The organism is Sphingomonas longa (genome assembly GCF_016892685.1).
GTDB classification, from domain to species: Bacteria; Pseudomonadota; Alphaproteobacteria; order Sphingomonadales; family Sphingomonadaceae; genus Sphingomonas; species Sphingomonas longa.
Window position 1 is genome coordinate 64,763 of record NZ_JAFEMC010000005.1, and the last position, 20,678, is coordinate 85,440.

Here is a 20,678-nt window from a genome sequence, read left to right on the forward strand (position 1 = left end):
AAGCACGTGTGCGGCGACCCAAACTCCAAGCTGCGCGTTGCAACAGCATGAAGACGATTGCTCTACCCGACGGCACGACCGTCCCCGCGCTCGGCCAAGGCACATGGATGATGGCGGAGGACGCCGATCGCCACGCTGCTGAGATTGCGGCGCTGCGCACCGGGATCGACCTTGGCATGACGCTGATCGACACGGCAGAGATGTATGCCGACGGTGAATCCGAGCGTCTCGTCGGTGAGGCGATCACTGGCCGACGGGAAGACGTGTTCCTCGTCAGCAAGGCCTATCCACAGAATGCCTCACGCACGCGCCTGCCGCAGGCATGCGAGGCGAGCCTGCGTCGTCTCGGTACGGACCGGCTCGATCTTTACCTACTCCACTGGCGCGGCGGCGTTCCGCTCGTCGAGACCGTCGAGGCGATGGGACGACTGGTCGATGCAGGCAAGGTCCTGCGGTGGGGCGTCAGCAACCTCGACACGGACGAAATGGAAGAGTTGATTGCTGCAGGCGGCAAGGCATGCGCGACCGACCAGATCCTCTACAATTTGACGCGCCGCGGCCCCGAGCACGACCTGCTGCCGTGGCTCGCCACGCACACCATTCCGGTGATGGCGTACAGCCCGGTCGAACAAGGACGTCTCGTCGCGGATGCAGAGCTATGTTCGCTTGCCACCGATCTCGGCGCAACACCGGCGCAGGTCGCGCTGGCATGGCTGCTCGCGCAAAACAACGTCATCGCCATTCCCAAAGCTGGCCGCAGCGCGCACGTCCACGACAATCGTGCCGCTGCCGATCTGGTACTCGCTCCGGACACACTCGCGCGGCTCGACGGACTGTACCCGCGTCCGAGATGTCGCGCGCCGCTCGAGATGCTCTAGCCGAAGTTGTAGACGCCGCCTGCTTCCGCGGCGACGAAGCGGTACGTGCGATGCCAGCCGCCCGCAATGCCTTCGCCAGCCCTTCCGCCGGCGCACCGCGCGCCTCATCGGTCAGCTGGAACGTGCCCCAATGGATATCGAGCGCCCTCGTTGCGTCGACGTCGGTGAAGATGCGTACCGCTTCTGCCGGATCGACGTGCTGCGCGGTCATTAAACAGCGCGGCTCATCGGCGCCGATCGGGATCAACGCGACGCCGGGCGCTCTCAGGCGGCTCCGCACGTCGGCGAAGATCCGGCCGTCACCATAGCCGGTATCGCCGACGAACCAGATCGACCCCGCTGGCGTATCCAGATAGTGACCGCCCTACAGCATCATCCGCGTGTCGGTAGGCCAGCGGTTCGACCAATGGTAGGCGGGTGTCAACGTCGTCGCGATCTCCGAACCAAGCGGCAGCCGATCCCACCAGTCTACGGTAACGCAACGTGCCGCCGGCACCGCAGCACGCACGATAGCATCATTGCCGAGCGGCATCGCCATCAGCGGGTCGTGGACGGCGTGCAGTCGCCGCAGCGTATCAACATCGATATGGTCATAGTGTCGGTGGCTCAGCAATACGACGTCGATCGGCGGCAGGTCGTCGAACGCGACGCCTGCGCGGCAACCCGCTTCGGTCCATTTCGCCGGAAGGGGATGGCCCGCTCCGACCAGACTGGATCGGTGAGGATGCTCATGCCCCCCGCCTGGATCAGCAGCGAGGCATAGCCGATCAAGGTGATGCAGAGCCCATCGGCCCGCGCCTCTGGCTTTGCCGGAACGACCGGCACAGACTTCGGCCATTTGGCGGCCGCTCCCGCCAGCTTCAGCGCAGCATCGCGCGAAGGCCCCGATCAAAGCTCTCCTGCCCGGGATTGAACAAGCGGGTGCCGTCGTAATGGTCGCTCGGCGGGCCATCGTAGTAGCGGTTGGTTGCCATCATCAGGCAACGCTCATCAACTGTGATGGATAAGCGCTGAGGAGCGGCAATGCTTCATCGACCGGCGCCGACAACCAGCGTTCCTGATCCTCTGCCAGCAGGATCACCGGCATAGCCTTCGGGTGCTTGGGCGCGACCAGCGGATTGGGCTCGGTGGTGCAGAAGGCGTAAACCCGGTCGTGATCAGCATCGACCTTCCAAAGCCCCGCGAAGCACGGCACAGGCTGATCCTCGACGGTGAACCACCAGCTGGTGTCGCCCGGTCCCTGCCGGTCCGCGACCGCCTTGGGTTCGGAAAAGCGGGTGAATGGCACCAGACAGCGATGCTCGGCACGCAGCAGCCACGGCTTCCACATGTTGCTCTGCATGTTCCGCGCATTGGTCCACCAGTCGTAGAGGAAGGGCATCTCGCCCTCACGTGCCGGTCGCTTGCGAGGCTTGCGTGTCGGGAACCCCCAGCGCATGGTGCTGAGCACGCGCTGGCCGTCCTCGTAGCGCACGACGTACCCAGGCTTGCCGGGCGCGGCATAGTCCTTCTCGACAGTGAGTACATTGGCGGCATCGTCAACTGTGGCGAGCGCATCGAAGTAGCCGCGCGGGTCGACCTTGAGGTTGTAGAGGTTGCACATCCCCGTCTTCGATCACGAGCGATAGCGGGAGACAAGCCTCTTCCACGTCGCCTCGTCAGGGTACGGCAGCGGCTCGCCAGTGGGTGCTTCCCGACCGACTATGATGCGCGGTCGAACCGTAGTGCCTTGAGCCTTGCAGGCGGTGCAACACAGACGCGATGAAGCCGCGGGGAAGGCTTCCGTCCCAGCCTCGTCGCGTGAACATCCACCAGAGGCATACCGCGTCGAGCACCTGGACATGAGCGCAACGCGGGCAGGTCAGCCGCAGCGTCCGCTTGTGAAGCGCGCAATTTTCGAGCGTGCGAAGCCGCCGTCCGACATGGTCGTACTCGGCGTTCGCTGACACCGCCCGCCCCGTGTCGTTGGCGGCTTCGATCCCGTTTCGGTTCATCGACTCCGCTCCACAACGCCTTGACCCTTCGTCAATAATTTGGAACATATAGCGAACAGATGAGTCGCAGCAACCATGTCCACCAACCTCCAACGCCATGATGCCCTGGCTCTTCTTCGCGAGAGCATGGGCGAGATGCGTGGGGGTGAGACGGCGGTCCTGCCATTCGGGATCGATGCTCTGGACAAGCGACTCGCAGAGGGTGGGTTGGTGCTCGGCGGACTACACGAGGTCTCCGCTGCGACGCCGACGCTGACTGATGATGCCGCGGCTACGCTCTTCTCCGTCGGCATTGCCGCACGGGCGGCGGCGGGCAGCGGACGCCGTGTGCTGTGGGCCCTTACGCGCTTCGACCTTTACGCGCCGGGACTGGAGCAGGCGGGTCTTGATCCCGCCACGCTGCTTTTCGTCGAGGCCAAAGATGACAAAGACGTCCTCGCGGTTATGGAGGACGGGCTGCGCCACGGCGGGCTTGCCAGCGTGGTCGGCGAGGTGAAGCGCGCCGACATGGTCGCCACCCGCCGACTGCAACTTGCCGCGATGAGTGGGGGCACACCCGCCCTGCTGGCTCGCCGCTGGCGCAAGGCGGGCGTAAGCCCACTCACCGAACTCTCCGCGGCGATGACGCGATGGCGCATCGCCTGCGCGCCGTCCGAACGGCTGCCCGCACCGGGTGTCGGCCGGGCACGTTGGACCGTCGAGCTCGCGCGTCAACGCGGCGGCCCCCCTTTCACCCTGGAATTGGAGGCGTGTGATGACACGGGTCGCCTCGCTCTACCTGCCGCACCTCTCGATCGAGAGACTGCGCCGGCTCGAGCGACCGCGCGCGCTGCCTGAGCAGCAGCCAGCGCCTCAGCTTCCGGTCGATGACGATCCCAGTGTCTGCTCGGTGCCGCGGGGCGGTGGCTGGCGTCCCGGTGCCCGCTGGGCGCGAGCCGACGCCGCGCGTGCTGCCATCGAAGAACAGGCGTCGACACTACCGCTCCACCAGCAGCCAACCATGCGTGAACTTGGTCGGCGCTCGGAAGCCGCTGACCACCCCTTCAAGCGGCCGGTTGCGGCACCGGGCAGTCTTGCGCGGTCGCCCGTCCCGGTCATCCATTCCGTGCCACTGATCCTGGCCGAGCAGGTCGGCCAGCGGAACGTCATTACGGCGGCCTGCCCGGCTGCACTGGCACTCGGCCTGACACCGGGCATGGCGGTTACTCAGGCCCGGGCGCTCGTGCCGGACATCGACATCCGTCCTGCTGATCCCGCCGCGGATCAGGCTGTGCTCGACAGCCTTGCGCTGCACGCCGTGCGCCACTGGACTCCGACCGCAGCGGCGAGCGGCGCCGATGGGCTATGGCTCGACCTGACTGGTGCTGCGCATCTCCACGGCGGCGAGGAACGGTTTTGCCGCCGGCTGGTGAGTTTCTGTCGTCGGTTTGGCTTCACCGCACGAGTGGCCGTGGCGGGGAGACCGGGAGCAGCCCACGCGCTGGCTCGCTTTGGTCGTCAGTCAGTCACGTCCATCCCGAACGGCTCTGAAGCGCAGGCGCTTGCGCCCTTACCGCCGGCTGCCCTGCGCCTGACGCCGGATGCTTTGACCGCCGCGGCCCGCTTCGGCCTTGATCGTATAGCTGACCTGCTCCCCCTACCGCGCGGTCCGCTGGCACGGCGACTGGGCATCGCAAGTGTCAGGCGTCTCGATGAGGCGCTCGGTCGCGTTCCCGAACCCATTGTGCCTGTGGTGCCAGAGGAGACGCCGGTTGCACGGCGAAGGCTGCTTGAGCCAATCGGCACGGCTGAGGCGATCGAACATGTCATTGGCGATCTGCTCGGCGACATGATCCTGACCTTGCAGGAGCGCGGTCTTGGCGCTCGTACGCTGCTGCTGATCCTCGAGCGGATCGACGGCAGCGAGCAGCGCATCGCGATCGGCACCTCGCGCCCGAGCCGCGATGCTTCGCACCTCGCGCGGCTCTTCCACCTTCGTATCGAGAAGATCGACCCCGGCGATGGTATCGAGACAATGCGCCTTGCTGCCACACGCACCGATCCGCTCAGCGCGACCACGCTTGCCGCCAGCCTTGCCGGCGACGATGCGCCCGCCGACGTCGCCACGCTCGTCGACCAGCTCGCTGGCCGCGTGGGCGATGCCGCTCTGTTTACCGCAGCCCCGGTCGAGAGCGATGTTCCCGAACGCGCAGTGTGCCGCGCCTCGCCGCTCGCGGCACCGACCGGCTGGCCCGCGTGGCGTCGCCCGGTGCGCCTCCTGCGCCGCCCCGAACCCCTGATCGGCGTGCTCGCGCTGCTGCCCGATGCACCACCACGGCGGTTTACCTGGCGAGGGCATGTTCATGCCGTGGTTGCTGGTGACGGGCCCGAGCGCATCCACGGCGAGTGGTGGCGACGTGACGGTGAGCTCTGGGCGGTCCGCGACTATTTTCGGGTCGAGGACGACACCGGCGCGCGCTTCTGGCTGTTCCGCCGCGGCGACGGTGTCGATGCGAGCACCGGCGACCTCAGCTGGTATCTGCACGGACTGTTCGGCTGATGGCGTCGCAGACGACCTATGTCGAACTTCAGGTGACGACCCACTTCTCGTTCCTGCGCGGCGCCTCCAGCCCGGACGAGCTGTTCGCCGCCGCCGCCCTGCTCGGCCATAGCGCGCTCGGGGTGGCCGACCTTGGCAGCGTTGCCGGACTGGTCCGGGCGTGGGAGGCTCAGAAGGCAACAGGCGTCAGGATGATCGCTGGCGCGCGCGTCGACCTCGACGATGGCCGTGCTCTTCTCCTCTACCCGACAGACAAGCCAGCCTGGTCTCGGCTTACCCGGCTGCTGACGCTCGGCAAGTCGCGCGCTGGCAAGGGCGGATGCACGCTTGGCTGGGATGACGTCGTCGAGTGGAGCGACGGGCTGATCGCCATTCTGCTGCCCGATCTGCCCGACGAAGTCACCTCCACCGGTTTGACCCAGCTACGCAGCGTCTTCGGGAGCCGCGGCTACTGCGCACTCGCATTCCGCCGCCGGCCTGACGACGCCATGCGCCTGCACGACCTTTCGCGCATGGCGGCTGACGCGGGCGTGGCCACAGTCGCGGTCGGTGACATCCTCTACCATGCACCCGATGCCCGCCTGCTCCAGGACGTGGTCACCGCCATCCGCGAGAAGTGCACCGTCGACACGCTCGGCTACAGGCGGGAGCGCCATGCCGATCGGCATCTGAAAGCTCCCGAGGAGATGGAGCGCCGGTTCGCGGCCTATCCAGATGCGATCCGCGCGACCGCTGAGATCGCCCGCCGCTGTACCTTCGACCTGGGCGAACTCAGCTACCAGTATCCGCATGAGCGTGTGGTCGAGGGCATGACAGCGCAACAGGCGCTCGAGCACCTCACGGCGACCGCCGCCGAGCGTATGTTCCCGGACGGCCTGCCCGATCAGTATCGGACCCAGATCGCGCATGAGCTGCGGCTGATTGGCGAGCTCGGCTACGCGCCCTACTTCCTGACCGTCAACAGCATCGTTGCCGAGAGCCGGCGGCGCGGCATCCTGTGTCAGGGACGCGGCTCGGCGGCGAACAGCTGCGTGTGCTTCATGCTCGGGATCACCTCGATCGACCCCATCCAGCATGAGCTGCTGTTCGAACGCTTCGTATCGGGTGAGCGGCGCGAGCCGCCGGACATCGATGTCGACTTCGAGCATGAGCGGCGTGAAGAGATCATCCAGTGGATCTACGAGACCTATGGCCGCACGCGCGCGGCGCTGACCGCGGTCGTCACCCGCTACCGTGCCCGCGGTGCAGTCCGCGAGGTTGGCAAGGCGCTGGGGCTACCTGAAGACCTGACGAAGGCGCTTGCCGGGCTGGTATGGGGCTGGAGCCAGGAAGGTGTCGGCGAGAAGCAGGTCGAGCAGCTCAACCTCAACATGAACGACCGCCGGCTCCGGCTGGCGCTCGATCTTGCCCGCAAGCTGATCGGCACACCGCGCCACCTGTCGCAGCATCCGGGCGGCTTTGTGCTCACCCACGACCGGCTCGACGACCTCGTGCCCATCGAACCTGCCGCCATGATCGATCGGCAGGTCATCGAGTGGGACAAGGACGACATCGATGCGCTGAAGTTCATGAAGGTCGACGTGCTCGGCCTGGGCATGCTCGGCTGCATGAACCGCGCCTTCAACATGCTGGAGGAAGCCAAGGGCGTCCGCGTCGGAATGGCCGACCTTCAGGACGATGACCCCAACGTCTACGCCATGATCCAGAAGGCGGACACGCTCGGCACCTTCCAGATCGAGTCTCGCGCGCAGATGTCGATGCTGCCGCGCATGAAGCCGGCACGCTTTTATGACCTCGTCATCGAGGTGGCGATCGTGCGCCCGGGACCGATCCAGGGTGACATGGTCCACCCCTATCTGCGCCGCCGTGAGGGGCGGGAGAAGCCGGACTATCCGCGTCCTGAACTGCGTGCCGTGCTCGAGAAGACGCTCGGCGTGCCGCTGTTTCAGGAGCAGGCGATGAAGGTCGCGATCGTCGGCGCAGGGTTTACACCCGCCGAGGCGGACCAGCTGCGCCGTGCGATGGCGACCTTCAAGTTCACCGGCGGCGTCAGCCACTTCTTCGAGAAGCTCGTCGGCGGGATGGTGGAACGCGGCTACCCGCGCGAGTTCGCCGAGCGCACCTTCAAGCAGATCGAGGGCTTTGGCAGCTACGGCTTTCCCGAGAGCCACGCCGCCAGCTTTGCCAAAATCGCGTACGCCAGCTGCTGGATGAAGCACCATCATCCCGACGTGTTCTGCGCAGCACTGCTCAATGCGCAGCCGATGGGCTTCTACGCGCCGGCGCAGGTGGTGCGCGACGCGCGTGACCACGGGGTCGAGGTGCGGCCTGCCTGCATCAATGCCAGCCGCTGGGACTGCACGCTGGAGCCGGGCCGTGGACGCTATCTGGCGGTGCGGCTCGGCCTGCGGCAGGTGCGTGGGCTCGCCAACGCGCATGGTGCCGCGATCGTCGCGGCACGTGGTGATACCCCCTTCGGCTCGGTTGAGGAAGTATGGCGGCGGGCCGGTGTTCCGCGGGCTGCGATCGAGCGTCTTGCTGAAGCGGACGCCTTCAACAGCTTCGGCGAGGACCGCAGACAGGGGCTGTGGAAGGTGAAGGGATTAGGCGAAGCGCCTTTGCCTCTGTTTGCCGCCGCCGATGAGCGGGAGGCGCTATTCAGCCCCGAAGGGCTGGAGCCTGGCGTCGCGCTGCGACCGCTCTCCGATGGTCGGGAGGTGGTGGAGGATTACCGCGCCTTGCAGCTGTCGCTGCGTGCGCATCCGCTCGCCTTCCTGCGCCAGGACCTTTCCCGCCGCGGCATCGTGCGCTGTTCCGACCTTGAGCACATCAAGGACGGCCGCCATGTCGAGGTAGCCGGGATCATCCTCGTCCGTCAGAAGCCTGGTTCGGCAAAGGGCATCCTGTTCCTCACCATCGAGGACGAAACCGGGATTGCTAACGGCATCCTCTGGCCGGACCGCTTCGAGGCGCAGCGGCGCACCGTCATGTCGGCGGCAATGATCAGCATGAAGGGGCGCGTGCAGAAAGAGGGACAGGTGATCCACGTCATCTGCGACCGGATCATCGATCAGGGGACGCTGCTGGCGCAGGTCGGTCAGATGGATTTCCCGCATACGACGGGTCGTGGCGATGGCGCTCGCCATGCTGGGGCGCCGGACCGCGGCGATGCCGGCTGGCGACCGGGGCCGCGCGACAGCTACTGGCCACCGCATGCTGCCGGTGCCGACCCGGAGGATGTGGTGCGCGTAAAGTCGCGCGACTTCCACTGAACGCATGTCCCGGCATCAGCGGATTATCATCGACCTTGCGCTTCACGTCCTGCGCGCCGCCGCGGCAAGATCGGGCAAGGGCAAGGTAGACACGGTAGAGGTGCGGCTCGCGCTCCGGTGCCTCCTAACGCACTGCCCGGAGCGGTGGCCCCTCGACATGTTCTGGAGCTCGGCTGCCACCGACCATGACATTGGGCGCGCGCAGGGTTGCACGGCTGCATACAACGGGATTGTTCGCCAGCTGCGGGAAACCACGACCTAGTCGCTCGACTTCAGCGCGCACCAGAGCGACAGGATGCTCGACTCGGATGCGCAGCGGGAGCGCACGAGCCAGAGCCCTGATCGGCGTGACCGACAGGGCTGCCGGTGGTGGCAGCGGCACTGGAGCCGCTGCGAGCCAAGGAACACCACCATGCCAAAACTCAGCGACACGCAGGCCATCCTGCTGACCCATGCAGCGCAGAACGACACCGCCAGCCTCTATCCCCTGCCGCAGACGCTGCGCCGCGGCGGCGGCATCACCAGGGCTATCGGCGCACTGGTGAGCGCCGGCTACGCTGACGAGCGCGAGGCCCGCGACGCGGATGCGGTGCACCGCACCGACGCTGATGTTCGCTACGGCGTCTACGTCACCGCGTCGGGGCTCGCCGCCATCGGCATTGTCGATGGCGAGCAAGGCGATGCGGCCCAGCCACCCTCGCCTGATCCAGTGGCTACTGCGTCTCGGGTCACCAAAGCCAGCACGGTGGTGGCACTGCTGTCGCAGCCTGCGGGCGCAACGCTGCCGGAGCTGATCACCGCCACCGGCTGGCTGCCGCACACCACCCGCGCTGCACTCACGGGCCTGCGCAAGAGGGGCCACATCATCGTGCGGCACAGCCGCGATGGCGCGACCTGCTACCGCATCGACGCTGCGGCGGCCGCAGCATGAGCGCTGTCGAGGCGGAGATCGCCGCGCTGGAGGCGCTGTCCTCGGCTGTCCTGCGCGAGCGGTGGTCGGCGCTGACCGGCAGCCCGGTGCCGCGGATCAGCCCGAAGCTGCTGCGGCTGGCGCTTGCGTGGGAGCTGCAGGCGCGCAGCTTCGGCGGCCTGTCGCGGGCGACCACGCGCACGCTCGACCAGCTCGGCCGCGGCGAGACGCTGACCGCCCCTGCCCGGCCCGGCATGCGGCTGGTGCGCGAGTGGCAGGGCCGCGTGCATGTGGTGACGGTGGGCGAGGATCAGGTCGTCCGCTGGGAGGAGCGGCCATACCGCTCGCTGAGCGAGGTCGCCCGCGCGATCACCGGCACCCGCTGGTCCGGACCTGCCTTCTTCGGCCTGAAGAAGAAGGTCGCGGCATGAAGCCTGTCCTGAGCAGAGCCGCGACCACGGTCCGCTGTGCGATCTACACGCGCAAGTCGAGCGAGGAGGGTCTGGAGCAGGACTTCAACTCGCTCGATGCGCAGAGAGAGGCGTGCAGCGCCTACATCCTCAGCCAGGCCAGCGAAGGCTGGCTGCTGAGCCCCAGCCGCTATGACGATGGCGGCATCTCGGGCGGGACGCTCGCCCGCCCTGCCCTGCAGCGGCTGCTGGCCGATGTCGCAGGCGGCGAGATCGACATCATCGTCGTCTACAAGGTCGACCGGCTGACGCGCTCGCTGCTCGACTTCTCGAAACTGGTGGAGGCCTTTGATGCCGCCGGCACCAGCTTTGTCTCGGTCACCCAGTCGTTCAACACCACCACCAGCATGGGGCGGCTTACCCTCAACATGCTGCTCTCCTTTGCCCAGTTCGAGCGGGAGGTCACCGCCGAGCGCATCCGCGACAAGATCGCCGCCTCCAAGGCCCGGGGCATGTGGATGGGTGGTACGCCGCCGCTCGGCTACGCGCCTGATGGACGATCCCTCAGAATCGTCGAGGAGCATGCCGCCATTATCCGGCAGATTTACACGCGGTATCTGGCGCTTGGCTCGGTGCGCAGCCTGTCCGAGGAGCTGGAACGCACCAATATTGGCGCGCCGGTCCGCACCACCCTCGGTGGCAAGGCCTTCGGCGGTGTCCGCTTCTCGCGTGGCAACCTCTACTCGATCCTGCGCTGTGCGACATACGTCGGCGAGATCAACCATCAGGGACGGGTTCACGCCGGCCTCCATCCGCCGATCATCGCGCGCGACGTTTGGGAGGCGGTGCAGGCAAAGCTCACCGACAACCGCCAGGGCGAGCAGCGTCGCGGTGGCCGGGCAGCCGCCAGCCTGCTCGCCGGCCGCGTCGTGGATGCGCAAGGGCGGCCGCTGGTCGCCACCCATGCCGCCAAGGGGAAGGCCCGCTACCGCTACTATGTCAGTCGTGATCTGCAGACCGGCTCCAGCGACACCGGGCTGCGCATTCCCGCCACAGAGCTGGAGGCGGCCGTCACCCGGCGGATCGCCGAGCTGTTTGCCGATCCGGTCGCGCTTGCTGCTGCCGCACAGCTCGAGCTGAAGCCGGACAGCTTTGCCGCCGCCGCAGCGAACGCCGACGCGATTGCGACGGGTGCGCCGGCTATCCTGAAGGATGCTGCCCGCAGCATTGTCACCTTGGTGCAGATCCATGACGGGCGCATCGATCTGGTTTGCAATGCTGCAGCCATTGCTGCGGTCCTTCAACTCACCAGCAACGCCACCACAGTAGAATGCATCACCATCCGCTCGGAGGTGCGGCTCACCCGCTCAGGACGTGTCATGCGGCTGGTGCATGCCAGTGGCAGCGGCGTGACCGCGACCGCCAACGGATCGCTCGTCCGCCTCATCCTCAAGGCGCGCCGCTGGTGGAGCATCCTCAAGGCTGGCGAGCTTGATGTCACCACGCTCGCTGCCCGCGAGAACGTGCAGGCAGGCTATGTCACGCGCGTGCTGCGGCTGGCGTTTCTGGCACCGGCAGTGGTCGAGGCGATCCTTGCCGGCAACGTCAGGACTGGTGTCGATGGAGCAGCGCTGACCGCCACCGGCGCAGTGCCGGTGCTCTGGGCTGAGCAGGTGACGACGCTGCTGCCGAAACAACGCTGATCCACCGTCAGGCCTGAGGACGACCTCAGCTCCCAGTAAGCCGGTAAAGGCAGGCTTTCAGACGCCGGTCCGCCGCGATTTCATCCTGACGATTGGCTTCAACCGCCAGCACAATGTCATCCAGGCCGAGTTCGGTGGCCAGCCGTAGCGCCGTTTCCGACGACACGATCTCTGCTGCCTTCGCCTTTCGGATCGCCCCCGTCAGCGCGATGTCGAGCAGTCGGCCGCGCTGCGTCTGACTCGCGTCGCGCTCGGCGTCGTCCAGAATGCCGTTCATCCACAGATTGGAAGGCCCTTCCATGTCGCCACCGGCCCTCAGCAGGCGCTCAGCCTGAGCAGCAGCAGTTGCAGCTTCGGTGCGAAGACACTCGGCGAGTACGGCATCAGAGCACCCTGATGCGATAGCAGGCAGCCTTCGCACCTGATCCAACTTGCCCGCATGGAGATCCTGGAGCGCCACGTGCAGAAGCGCCGCTGCGGAAGATGTAGTTGTCATTCCTGTCCAGCGTGCAGAGGAAACGGCGGTTCCGCGTAAGGTGACCGCCACCCCCCATACGGGAAGACCAGCGACGCGATCAGTCGCTGACAGGACGCATGATTGATCATGAAATCGGGATGGCGGACCATCGAAGGCGGTAGCGATTATGGCGCCTGTTCAGCGGACGTTAGGGCGGACAGCGCGAGCGGAGGCCAGCCCGACTGACAGAAGAGAACAGCCGCATGTCCCAGCCTTCCCGCAGATCACTGCTTCTCGGTGCAGCGTTGATGGCCCCGCTGCTCGCTCTGCCAGCCTGCGTCACAGGCGGACCGGGTGGAGGTTTGACCGAGGGTCTGCGACGCCTGTTGGAGATCTCCAGCCAGCGTGCGCTTGCCCGGCTGGCAACATCAAACGGCTACCTGAACGATCCCGCTGCGCGCATTACACTTCCAGGTGGAAGCAGCGATCGTTCTGCCGCCGTTCTCGGTGCCCTGTTGCGATCGGCACCGGTGCAGCGTGAACTGACGCTGGCGATCAACCGCGCCGCGGGCGAAGCTGCGGATCGCGCCGCGCCGCTTGTTTATGACTCGATCCAGTCCCTCACCTTTTCGGATGCACTCGGCATCGTTCGCGGCGGGCCGACCGCCGCCACCTCCTACCTTGAACGATCCATCGGCGCTCAGATCATCGATGCGATGTTCCCCGAGATTGGTGAGGCACTCCGGCAGATCGGAGGCGGGTCGATCCTCGGGCCGGTCCTTGGCGCCGCGACCGGCATCGACATACCCGCGATTCAGCGCGCTGTGACCAGCCAGGCTTCACAAGGGCTCTGGCGTGCGATTGGCCGGGAAGAAGCTGCCATTCGCGCCGTACCTGCGCGTGCAGGCGATCCGCTTGTCGAGGCGATACTGACCGGTCGAATACCAGGCTAGGCTTGGGCCAGCGTTCGTCCCAGCATCAATTTGCGAGAGGTGTTGGTGCCGATCATGGCATCCGAAGCAGAACAGTACCGTCAGAGGGCCGAGGAGCAGCGCAAGGAAGCCGGGACGGCAACCCTCGCTAAGTCCGTGCCCGAGCGTTGCATGCGGCGGAGCGCTGGACCCTGATGGCAGAACAGGCCGAGCGGTCGTCAGCCGCAACCCTCAGGCGCGACGCAAATAAGGCGGTTCGCGATGCAGAACGAGAAGCGCGGGGCTGACTTAGCTCGCCGAAACACTTCGCTCTGCAGGCCCCTGTAACCCGGGCGGGGGCACGCCATTCGCATCGGGATCCACGCCACGCCGTTTGTCCAGTGAACGCATGATGGGCGTCACGGTCAGACCATGCAGGAGCACAGAAACCAGCACCACCAGCCCGACAATGCACCAGAGGCGTTCTGCGTTTGCCACGTCCATATGGTTGATGCCGTAGGCCAGATAGTAGATCGAGCCGACCCCGCGAATGCCAAAGAAGGCGAGGGTCATTTTCTCGCCCTGATCGGCTCGGTAGCCGAGCAGGGCAAGCCAGCCTGTCACCGGGCGCACGATCAGCAGAATGACCAGCGTTACGCCAGCGTCTGTCCACGTGACGGGCGCCAGCAATCCGCTGACCAGAGCACCACCAAACAGGATCAGCAGCACCATCATGGCCAGCCGCTCGATCTGCTCAGTAATCGCGTGCATGTCTGCCTGGAACTCATGCTCGCGGTGCGTGTGTCGGACGGTGAGCGCGGTGACGAAGACGGCCAGAAAACCATACACATGCATGATCTCCGTCAAACCGTAGGAGACGAAGGTCGCCGAGAGCGCGATCAGGCCGTCGCCGGTCCGTGCAAGCTTGGTCTCGGCCGGAACATGGAAGGTCAGCCAGCCAAAGACGCGGCCGACGATCCAGCCGCCGGCGATGCCTCCTCCGATTTCCCATAACACCCGGTAGGTCAGCCACTCCCCCAGCCATGGCTTGCCTGCCGGTAGCGCGACTGCCAGCAGGATGGCCAGGTGCACAAATGGAAAGGCCGCCCCGTCGTTGAGGCCGGCTTCGGAGGTGAGGCCGAAGCGCACCTCATCCTCGTCCCCTGTCTTGGGTGGGCCAACCTGAACGTCCGACGCCAACACGGGATCAGTCGGCGCAAGGCTGGCTGCAAGCAACAGGGCTACGGCCCAGCTTAAGCCAAGCGCCCACCACGTCAGCAGTGTAATCGCGAGAATGCCGAGCGGCATGGTGATCGCCAGAAGTCGCCAGGTGATCGACCAGCGTCGCCAGCCGAAGACCCGATCGATTTTCAGGCCGGCGCCCATCAGCGCGATGATGACCACAAATTCGGCAAAGCGCTCGGTTATTTCCGGGTAGCGCACCGGCAGTGGCCGCAATGTTACCTGCGGCAGGAGGAAGATAGCGGCGCCAATGCCAATACAGACAATTGGCAGCGACAGCGGCAGCCGCCTGAGCGCAAGTGGCAGCCACGCCACCAGAGCGATCAGCAGGCCGGCACCAGTCATGATGAGGATGTAAGGTTCAGGCGAGAAGGACGGCATGTGCCCTTAACGGCCGCACGCTGCGGGCGGACCCACCATCAATGCACAGACGACGCGTTGGGGTACCGCTCGTCTGCGTGTCTCCGTGACTCACAAGGCGTATTCAGAAGCGCTTCTGTTCCCCCTATGTCCTACAACCCTTTGGATGTGCCACATGGACCTGCCGAGTCGAACAGGTTGAGAAACATGGGTGTTTTGCAGAAGAGCTGGCCTGAGGGCCTGAGTGACGAGGAGGCCCTGCAGCGGCTTCAGACACTGTGCCTGGGCGCATGCGACGGCATCCAAGATCTCGCTGATGACGCGAGGTACAAGGCGCTACGCCGTGCACTGCTGGCCCGCGTAGACCTGCGGCCGCTCGCTCCCTCGTTCATCGCTGCGCAGCCCGGCCTCGAAGCGTTTGTTCGCCACATCCGCGAAACGAAGGATCGGGCAGCCCGCCGGGACAGGGTGCGGCAGGAGTTCCTGCCGCTCTGGAACGAGATCAGGGGAGACGAGCCAATCAGCTCGGCCGCGTGGACGGGCCGGCCTGCCCGGCATGAACAGGCCGCGATCGTTCAGGCCCTTGCCCCAATTGCACTCGAAGCAGTGCAGCGTCTGATCGACGACGAGGAACGCGCCCTCGGCAACGGCGGCCCGGTCGATACGGATCGTGCTGTCGCGCTCCAGCAGCTCAGGGCCCTTCATGACGCGCTTGGCCAGCTAATTATGTGCGTGGAGCGCGAGCAGCCGCTGACCACGGCACTGTCGCGACTGCAGGCCATCAGACAGGAAGCCAAGATCACATTCGGCAGGCTGGTGACTGCACTGCCCGTCACGACGTCGGCCTTGATGGCGTTCGGCAGCGTCGTCGGCATTGCCGAGATCTTCGTTGGCAACGTCGTCATTTCCGTTGCGGCCGGAGCCATGGCCGGAAACACGGTTAAGGACGCCATGCTCAAGAAGGATGCGACAGCATCATCAGCCGCCGGAAGACAATAGCCCCTCGAGCTCCCCTTCCGTAGAACCCTGCCTGGCTGCGCCTCCACTACAGCGGCTCACAACCACTTCCACGGCTTGCGCAAGCACGATAGAGCCAGCAGCATTCCAGGTGGGGAGTGACGTGCGCGAGATTGACAGCGCCAGCACTTGCTCCGGTTGCTGGCATGAGGCTGTGCACGGCTCCGCGTGATCAGCGGCGCATCCCTCTTGCAGCCATGATGTCCGGCGCGTGCGCTTGACCCACCTTCGGCCATTCACGTCCGCTTCGCGACGGCCCGGAAGCTGACGTCTGTTCAGGTTTACTCCAAAGTTCCAATCAGGGGACCAGCCACGGCCCGGCTCGTGGCTGGCTTCGTTGTCGACCTGCTCAGGCGGCCATCGCCTCAATCCTTTGAGCGGCGCTCGCCATCGCGGCCTGATCCTGCTCCGGCCCGTAAGCGATGCCTTCCGCTCGGATCACCTCGACGTCCAGCATGCCGAGGAAGTTAAAGATCGCTGTGAGGTAGGTCGACAGGTGATCGTACCCAGCGAACGGCCCTTCCGAGTAAATCCCACCCGATGAGAGGACGAGATACACCTTGCCGCTCAGCAACCCGCGTGGCCCCTCGGCCGTGTAGCTGAAGGTTTGCCCGGCGATCGCTACATGGTCGACCCACGCCTTTAACGTCGAGGGCACCGTAAAGTTGTACATGGGCGAGCCGACCACCACCACGTCTGCCGCCTTCAGCTCGTCAACCAGAGTCTTGGATCGGCTCATGGTCTCGGCCAGCTTGGTTTCGCCGCTGTCCTCGGCCGTCCAGGCATGCCGGATCGTCATGTCCACGTGAGGAAGCTGATCGGCAACAAGATCGCGGTACACGATTGTCGCACTGGGATTGGCCGTCTTGAGCCGCTCAACGAATTGGCTGGAGAGGCGGCGTGTATGCGAGGCAGCGCTGTCGCTCGCACTGGCATCGATGTGCAGGATGTTCATAAGGTCAGCTCCGGTCTGGAAAAGTGACCTGGACCAGCTATGAGACTTCAAGCGCCCCGCCAAGGAGGCATTTTTGCAGGACCTAGTCACATGGAGCTGACCACCCCCGAGCCGATCCATGTCGAGTGTAAGCGGTTCAGCGGTGTTCTCAGCCTGATTGGCGACAAGTGGACGGTGATGATTGTGCTGACGCTCACAGAGCGGCCGCGCCGCTTCAACGACATCAAGCGCACCATCGGCGGCATAAGCCAACAGATGCTCGCCCGAACGCTGCGTGCGCTTGAACGCGATGGCATGGTGACCCGCACCGTCCACCCCACCGTGCCGCCTCAGGTGGAGTACGCCCTCACCGCACTTGGCCGTTCGTTGGCCGATCCGATCCGCGAACTCGGATTCTGGGCCGGCACGCACATTGCAGAAATCGAGAGCAATCGGTCGGCGTTCGACGACGCAAGGGACAGCCAATAGCCCCGCCCGACACCGCAAGGACCTCGCCTTCGCAGCGTTCTACAACCGGCGGCTCGACCCATTTTCGGCCGTTCGCGGCTCGTGTCCGGCTCTGCAACAGCGGACGTTGGCTCATCGGGCACCGCCTATCGCCAAGTCGCGAAACAAGGCAACGAGCCGGCATGAACCGTCTCGCCTTTCTTGCCCTCACCCTGGCCGGACTTGCCTGGGGGCTTGGCTTTCCACTCGGCAAATTAGCCCTGCGCGAACTCGACCCGGCGCATATGGTGCTGCTCCGCTTCATCGTTGCCAGTATCGTCGCCTGTCCATTCGCCCTTGCCACGAAGGAAGCTCGAGCGCTGTTCCGTTCGCCACCGGTGCTGCTGGCGGGTGCGCTTTACGGACTGGCCTTCGTGGTCCAGTTCGAAGGACTGGCCGGGGTCACCGTTACGCTTGCTGCCCTGCTGGTCGGAGCGATGCCCGCGCTGATCGCAGTCTCGGCTTATCTGATCGGCGAACGTGTCACGCGCGCCTCGTGGATCGGCGTCGTCGCAGCGACGGGTGGCGCGGCTTTGATTGCTGGCAAGCCGGGCGCCGCCGGCACTGCGATCGGCATCGCGCTCTCATTGGCATCGCTGCTGATCTTCCTGGCGTGGCTGCTAGCGCTCAAGCGCGTGCCTGCGACGCGATCGGCGATGGCAGTGCCCGCCGTCACACTGGTTGTGGCGACGCTCACCGTGCTGCCGGTCGCTCTACTGCTCCACGGTGCGCCCCCACTCGCGCTTAGTCCGGTCGCTTGGGGTGGGATCATTGGACAGGGTCTCCTCTCCACCTTCCTTGCCACCGCCGCGTGGCAGTATGGCGCGGCCCGCGTCGATAGCGCCAGTGCAGGCGTGTTCATCAACATCGAGCCGCTGATCGGTGCCGCGCTCGGCATCAGCCTGTTTGGTGATCCGGTGGGATGGCCAGTCCTGCTGGGCGGAATGCTGATCGTGCTCGGCAGCATTGTCGTCGTTCGCGGCGAACGCCCCAACGCCAGCCATGCAGCAGACGCTACGCATGGTCTTTCAATGGACTAGGTCCTTTCCCGCCCTGCGCCGCAGCGGGGAAAAGACCCAAAAACGGACCTTCAGCGACCTCACGGGGGCACCCGAAATCAGCCGGTCGTTCATGAGAATGAGCCAACTGCGTCCAAGAGCCCGGCAGTCGCTTGGCCTGGCTCAGATTAAGGGGATCGGCGTCAGGCAGCTATCGAGCGACCATGTGCAGATAGCTGATGTGAGTGGACCTTTTCTGCACGTTGATTCTCGCACGGATTGATGGACGTGGATCTGCTACGATGCCCAGCTCCGGGCGTTCGGGATCTCAGCGTGCATAAATCGGCCGTTATATGTACATCGCCGCTACCAGCCCCTCAATGACCCGAACCGGTGTCCGCTCTATGGTTGAACCAGCCCCTACGTAAACGGACGACTTTCTCGCGAAGGAGCGGACCTCAATCGGCCGAACGCTTGCCCGCAGTCGCGTTCACGACCATTTGTCTAGCATGAGGCAGGAGATCATAGAGAAGCTGGCGATCGCCGAGCAGTTCTCGCACAACGCCCAGTATGCGGGTGTCCCGCGGCAGGCGGTAGCGGACGGTTATGCCTCGGTCGACGCGATGTTCTCAGCGGTCCTAGAGGACGAGGGGGTCGTGCCGCCGCGAAACCATCGGCAAAAGTTGGAAGAGGTCCACCGCCGGGCTCCCGCGATGTTTGACGAGCGTCAGGAGCGGTGTGGCTCTGGCTTTTCCTACATGGGCGGGATCGACTGGGCCGACCTGGAGATGTTTTACCGGGAATGGCTGACCAGCCGATACGAGCGGTTCGAAATGTCCGCCGGCTTTGCACGCGGCAGAGTTGCGATGACTATGCAGGCTAACAACCTAGGCGTTCGTTGGCTTGCCGACCGCCATGGCGAGGACTGGCTCGATGTGCAGGCGGCGGTTTCGCGTGCTGCCTACGGATATGATCAAAGCCGGACCACTGAGGCGCTGGCCCACGCGCACGACTACCTATTTGGGGAGGCCGAGGCGTACGGTGAGCGGATTGGCCGCAAGTTGGCGACCAAGATGGCGAGTGTCACGAACTTCTGTGGAGCCGACATCGTTGCGGGCGACGAGATCACACGCGGGATTATTGAGGACGACGAGCGCATCGCGCGGCATGCGTCGCGCGTCTACGTCGATTTCTGCGGTTTAATGGAGGAGATCAGGGCAAAGCGGCTGAAAGCTATACTAGCGAGGGACCCGGCAATTGGGTACAACGAGGCGCTCGACGCCGCGACAGACTTTATGCTTTCGATGAAGACCAAATATCACGGCGAGCCGCTGTCAGACATTGGCGCGGGAGTCAGCCGTATGATCGAGCGTTCGATTATGATGATGCCAGGGGCCAGGGGCGACGCCGACGGGATAGAGGCGGGACGCGAAGATTTGCCCAACAATGAGCCGACCGCTGGATGAGCGACGCTGCCGCGGATGATGAACTGAGCATCGGCTATCGGCAAGATCGCCCGCTCATCTACAAATATGTATCCGACGTAGCGCTGCGAGGGATCCTAAACAGCAGTCGGCTTGGCTTTTCGCTGCCCGCCGATCTCAACGACCTTTTTGACCAGCCCCGTGTCGAGCGGTCGCGCTTCCCCCAATCGATCATGACTTTGTTTGGCAGCGAAAAGACAGACGAGGAACTGGCGCAGGAGGAAGATGCGCGCTGGGGCACATGTGCAGTCGGTAGTTTCACGCGGACGCCGGACAACGCGCTGATGTGGGCTCACTACGCTGCCGGCCACCGCGGCGCGGTCATTGAGTTGGACGCAGACATTGCTGAGCTTACCGCTCCAAGCCTGCTAGTCCCAGTCCAGTATGGTTCCTGTATATACATGAAGCGGCCCAACCAGTCGCGTTACGGACGCCTACGCCTGCCGACGTTCCGGAAAGATGGGGAGTTCCGACTTGAGGATTACGAGCGTCTACAGCGGCTGTTTTTGAGCAAACCGCTGTCCTGGGCCTACGAGGAGGAAGTACGCGCCGTCGTCAGGACGAGCGACTTCGCGTTCTCGGGCCGCAGCATGGACGGACGATGGGAAAGGTTCGAGCTTGACGGACGGACGCTGTGGGGCCTCAGGCTGGACCCAGGTGCGGTGACGAGAGTGATCGCGGGGGCGAGGTTTGAAGGTATGGACTGGCTCAGGGCGTGGGGAGCGGAGCATCGCGCCACGATCGAGCGAGCCACCCCGTCGCCAGACACCTGGGACCTCAGATTCGTGACTACCTGAGCGTCTAAGCGCCAGTCTCATCCGCTGCCAAAGCGGAAGAAGTGAGACCGAGTCACCGAGGCAATCTACCATCCTTTCCGGAACAGCAGCCGGCGGAGCCAGTGCACTAAACAGCCATTTTTGCAGCCCCCAACGTCGCCGAGCCGCGCAGTGCTAAACTAATATGAGACGACGTAGCTAACTCTAAACGCAAAGGTGGTCATGCTTAGAACTGGCGACCTAGCGCGGTTAAGAGTGCTTCCTGGGCATCCCGCGCGGCCTAACC

The 20,678-nt window shown here is 65.0% G+C and carries 17 protein-coding genes and 1 pseudogene; 13 read left to right on the plus strand and 5 right to left on the minus strand.

Annotated elements, in window-relative coordinates; genetic code table 11:
• Window positions 1-47: 47 nt before the first annotated feature.
• Window positions 48-878, plus strand: a complete 831-nt coding sequence (locus ILT43_RS15750; protein ID WP_204199939.1) for an aldo/keto reductase — start codon at window positions 48-50, stop codon at window positions 876-878.
• A 187-nt stretch (window positions 879-1,065) separates the two neighbouring features.
• Here ILT43_RS15750 and ILT43_RS19585 read toward each other — a convergent pair.
• Both ILT43_RS19585 and ILT43_RS15765 read right to left on the minus strand, forming a co-directional pair.
• Window positions 1,066-1,716: pseudogene (locus ILT43_RS19585) on the minus strand (MBL fold metallo-hydrolase); the annotation flags it as partial.
• Window positions 1,717-1,854: 138 nt separating this feature from the next.
• Window positions 1,855-2,481 carry an SOS response-associated peptidase family protein gene (locus tag ILT43_RS15765; RefSeq protein ID WP_204199941.1) on the minus strand — a complete coding sequence of 209 codons (627 nt, stop codon included), beginning with the start codon at window positions 2,479-2,481 and terminating at the stop codon, window positions 1,855-1,857.
• A 466-nt stretch (window positions 2,482-2,947) separates the two neighbouring features.
• On the opposite strand from ILT43_RS15765, the gene ILT43_RS15770 reads away from it, so the two are divergent.
• The 6 genes from ILT43_RS15770 to ILT43_RS15795 all read left to right on the plus strand — a co-directional run bounded on the left by ILT43_RS15770 (window position 2,948) and on the right by ILT43_RS15795 (window position 11,706).
• The gene (locus ILT43_RS15770; RefSeq protein ID WP_204199942.1) at window positions 2,948-3,709 is read left to right on the plus strand and encodes a damage-inducible protein; all 762 of its coding nucleotides are present in this window, start codon (window positions 2,948-2,950) and stop codon (window positions 3,707-3,709) included.
• A complete protein-coding gene (locus ILT43_RS15775) occupies window positions 3,627-5,411 on the plus strand; it encodes a Y-family DNA polymerase (RefSeq protein ID WP_204199943.1) in 1,785 nt (594 codons plus the stop codon). The genes ILT43_RS15770 and ILT43_RS15775 overlap by 83 nt, the downstream gene beginning before the upstream one ends.
• Window positions 5,411-8,683 carry an error-prone DNA polymerase gene (locus ILT43_RS15780; protein WP_204199944.1) on the plus strand — a complete coding sequence of 1,091 codons (3,273 nt, stop codon included), beginning with the start codon at window positions 5,411-5,413 and terminating at the stop codon, window positions 8,681-8,683. Before ILT43_RS15775 ends, ILT43_RS15780 begins: the two co-directional genes overlap by 1 nt.
• Before the next feature lie 412 nt (window positions 8,684-9,095).
• A complete protein-coding gene (locus ILT43_RS15785) occupies window positions 9,096-9,614 on the plus strand; it encodes a DUF3489 domain-containing protein (protein WP_204199945.1) in 519 nt (172 codons plus the stop codon).
• On the plus strand, window positions 9,611-10,024 hold the full coding sequence (locus tag ILT43_RS15790; protein WP_204199946.1) for a DUF2924 domain-containing protein: 414 nt from the start codon (window positions 9,611-9,613) through the stop codon (window positions 10,022-10,024). The genes ILT43_RS15785 and ILT43_RS15790 overlap by 4 nt, the downstream gene beginning before the upstream one ends.
• Window positions 10,021-11,706, plus strand: coding sequence for a recombinase family protein (locus tag ILT43_RS15795; protein ID WP_204199947.1), 1,686 nt, complete (start codon window positions 10,021-10,023; stop codon window positions 11,704-11,706). Before ILT43_RS15790 ends, ILT43_RS15795 begins: the two co-directional genes overlap by 4 nt.
• Before the next feature lie 25 nt (window positions 11,707-11,731).
• Here ILT43_RS15795 and ILT43_RS15800 read toward each other — a convergent pair whose 3' ends face one another.
• Entirely contained in the window at window positions 11,732-12,166 is a 435-nt protein-coding gene (locus ILT43_RS15800; protein ID WP_204199948.1) for a DUF892 family protein, read from the minus strand.
• A 359-nt stretch (window positions 12,167-12,525) separates the two neighbouring features.
• Between ILT43_RS15800 and ILT43_RS15805 the strand changes: the two genes are divergently transcribed.
• Complete coding sequence (locus ILT43_RS15805; RefSeq protein ID WP_204199949.1) at window positions 12,526-13,116, plus strand: DUF4197 domain-containing protein; 591 nt, start codon at window positions 12,526-12,528, stop codon at window positions 13,114-13,116.
• A gap of 267 nt (window positions 13,117-13,383) precedes the next feature.
• Here ILT43_RS15805 and ILT43_RS15810 read toward each other — a convergent pair whose 3' ends face one another.
• Window positions 13,384-14,697, minus strand: a complete 1,314-nt coding sequence (locus ILT43_RS15810; RefSeq protein WP_211534562.1) for a cation:proton antiporter — start codon at window positions 14,695-14,697, stop codon at window positions 13,384-13,386.
• 186 nt (window positions 14,698-14,883) lie between these two features.
• On the opposite strand from ILT43_RS15810, the gene ILT43_RS15815 reads away from it, so the two are divergent.
• Window positions 14,884-15,675, plus strand: coding sequence for a hypothetical protein (locus ILT43_RS15815; RefSeq protein ID WP_204199951.1), 792 nt, complete (start codon window positions 14,884-14,886; stop codon window positions 15,673-15,675).
• A gap of 367 nt (window positions 15,676-16,042) precedes the next feature.
• Here ILT43_RS15815 and ILT43_RS15820 read toward each other — a convergent pair whose 3' ends face one another.
• A complete protein-coding gene (locus ILT43_RS15820) occupies window positions 16,043-16,648 on the minus strand; it encodes an FMN-dependent NADH-azoreductase (RefSeq protein ID WP_204199952.1) in 606 nt (201 codons plus the stop codon).
• A 90-nt stretch (window positions 16,649-16,738) separates the two neighbouring features.
• Here ILT43_RS15820 and ILT43_RS15825 point away from each other — a divergent pair, with 90 nt between their 5' ends.
• From ILT43_RS15825 to ILT43_RS15840, 4 genes are all read left to right on the plus strand, one after another.
• Window positions 16,739-17,116, plus strand: a complete 378-nt coding sequence (locus ILT43_RS15825; RefSeq protein WP_204199953.1) for a winged helix-turn-helix transcriptional regulator — start codon at window positions 16,739-16,741, stop codon at window positions 17,114-17,116.
• 161 nt (window positions 17,117-17,277) lie between these two features.
• Window positions 17,278-18,174 (plus strand): DMT family transporter, encoded by an 897-nt coding sequence (locus tag ILT43_RS15830; RefSeq protein WP_204199954.1) that lies wholly within the window; start codon window positions 17,278-17,280, stop codon window positions 18,172-18,174.
• A 467-nt stretch (window positions 18,175-18,641) separates the two neighbouring features.
• On the plus strand, window positions 18,642-19,598 hold the full coding sequence (locus tag ILT43_RS15835) for a hypothetical protein (protein ID WP_204199955.1): 957 nt from the start codon (window positions 18,642-18,644) through the stop codon (window positions 19,596-19,598).
• The gene (locus ILT43_RS15840; RefSeq protein WP_204199956.1) at window positions 19,595-20,413 is read left to right on the plus strand and encodes a DUF2971 domain-containing protein; all 819 of its coding nucleotides are present in this window, start codon (window positions 19,595-19,597) and stop codon (window positions 20,411-20,413) included. The genes ILT43_RS15835 and ILT43_RS15840 overlap by 4 nt, the downstream gene beginning before the upstream one ends.
• The last annotated feature ends 265 nt before the right edge of the window (window positions 20,414-20,678 follow it).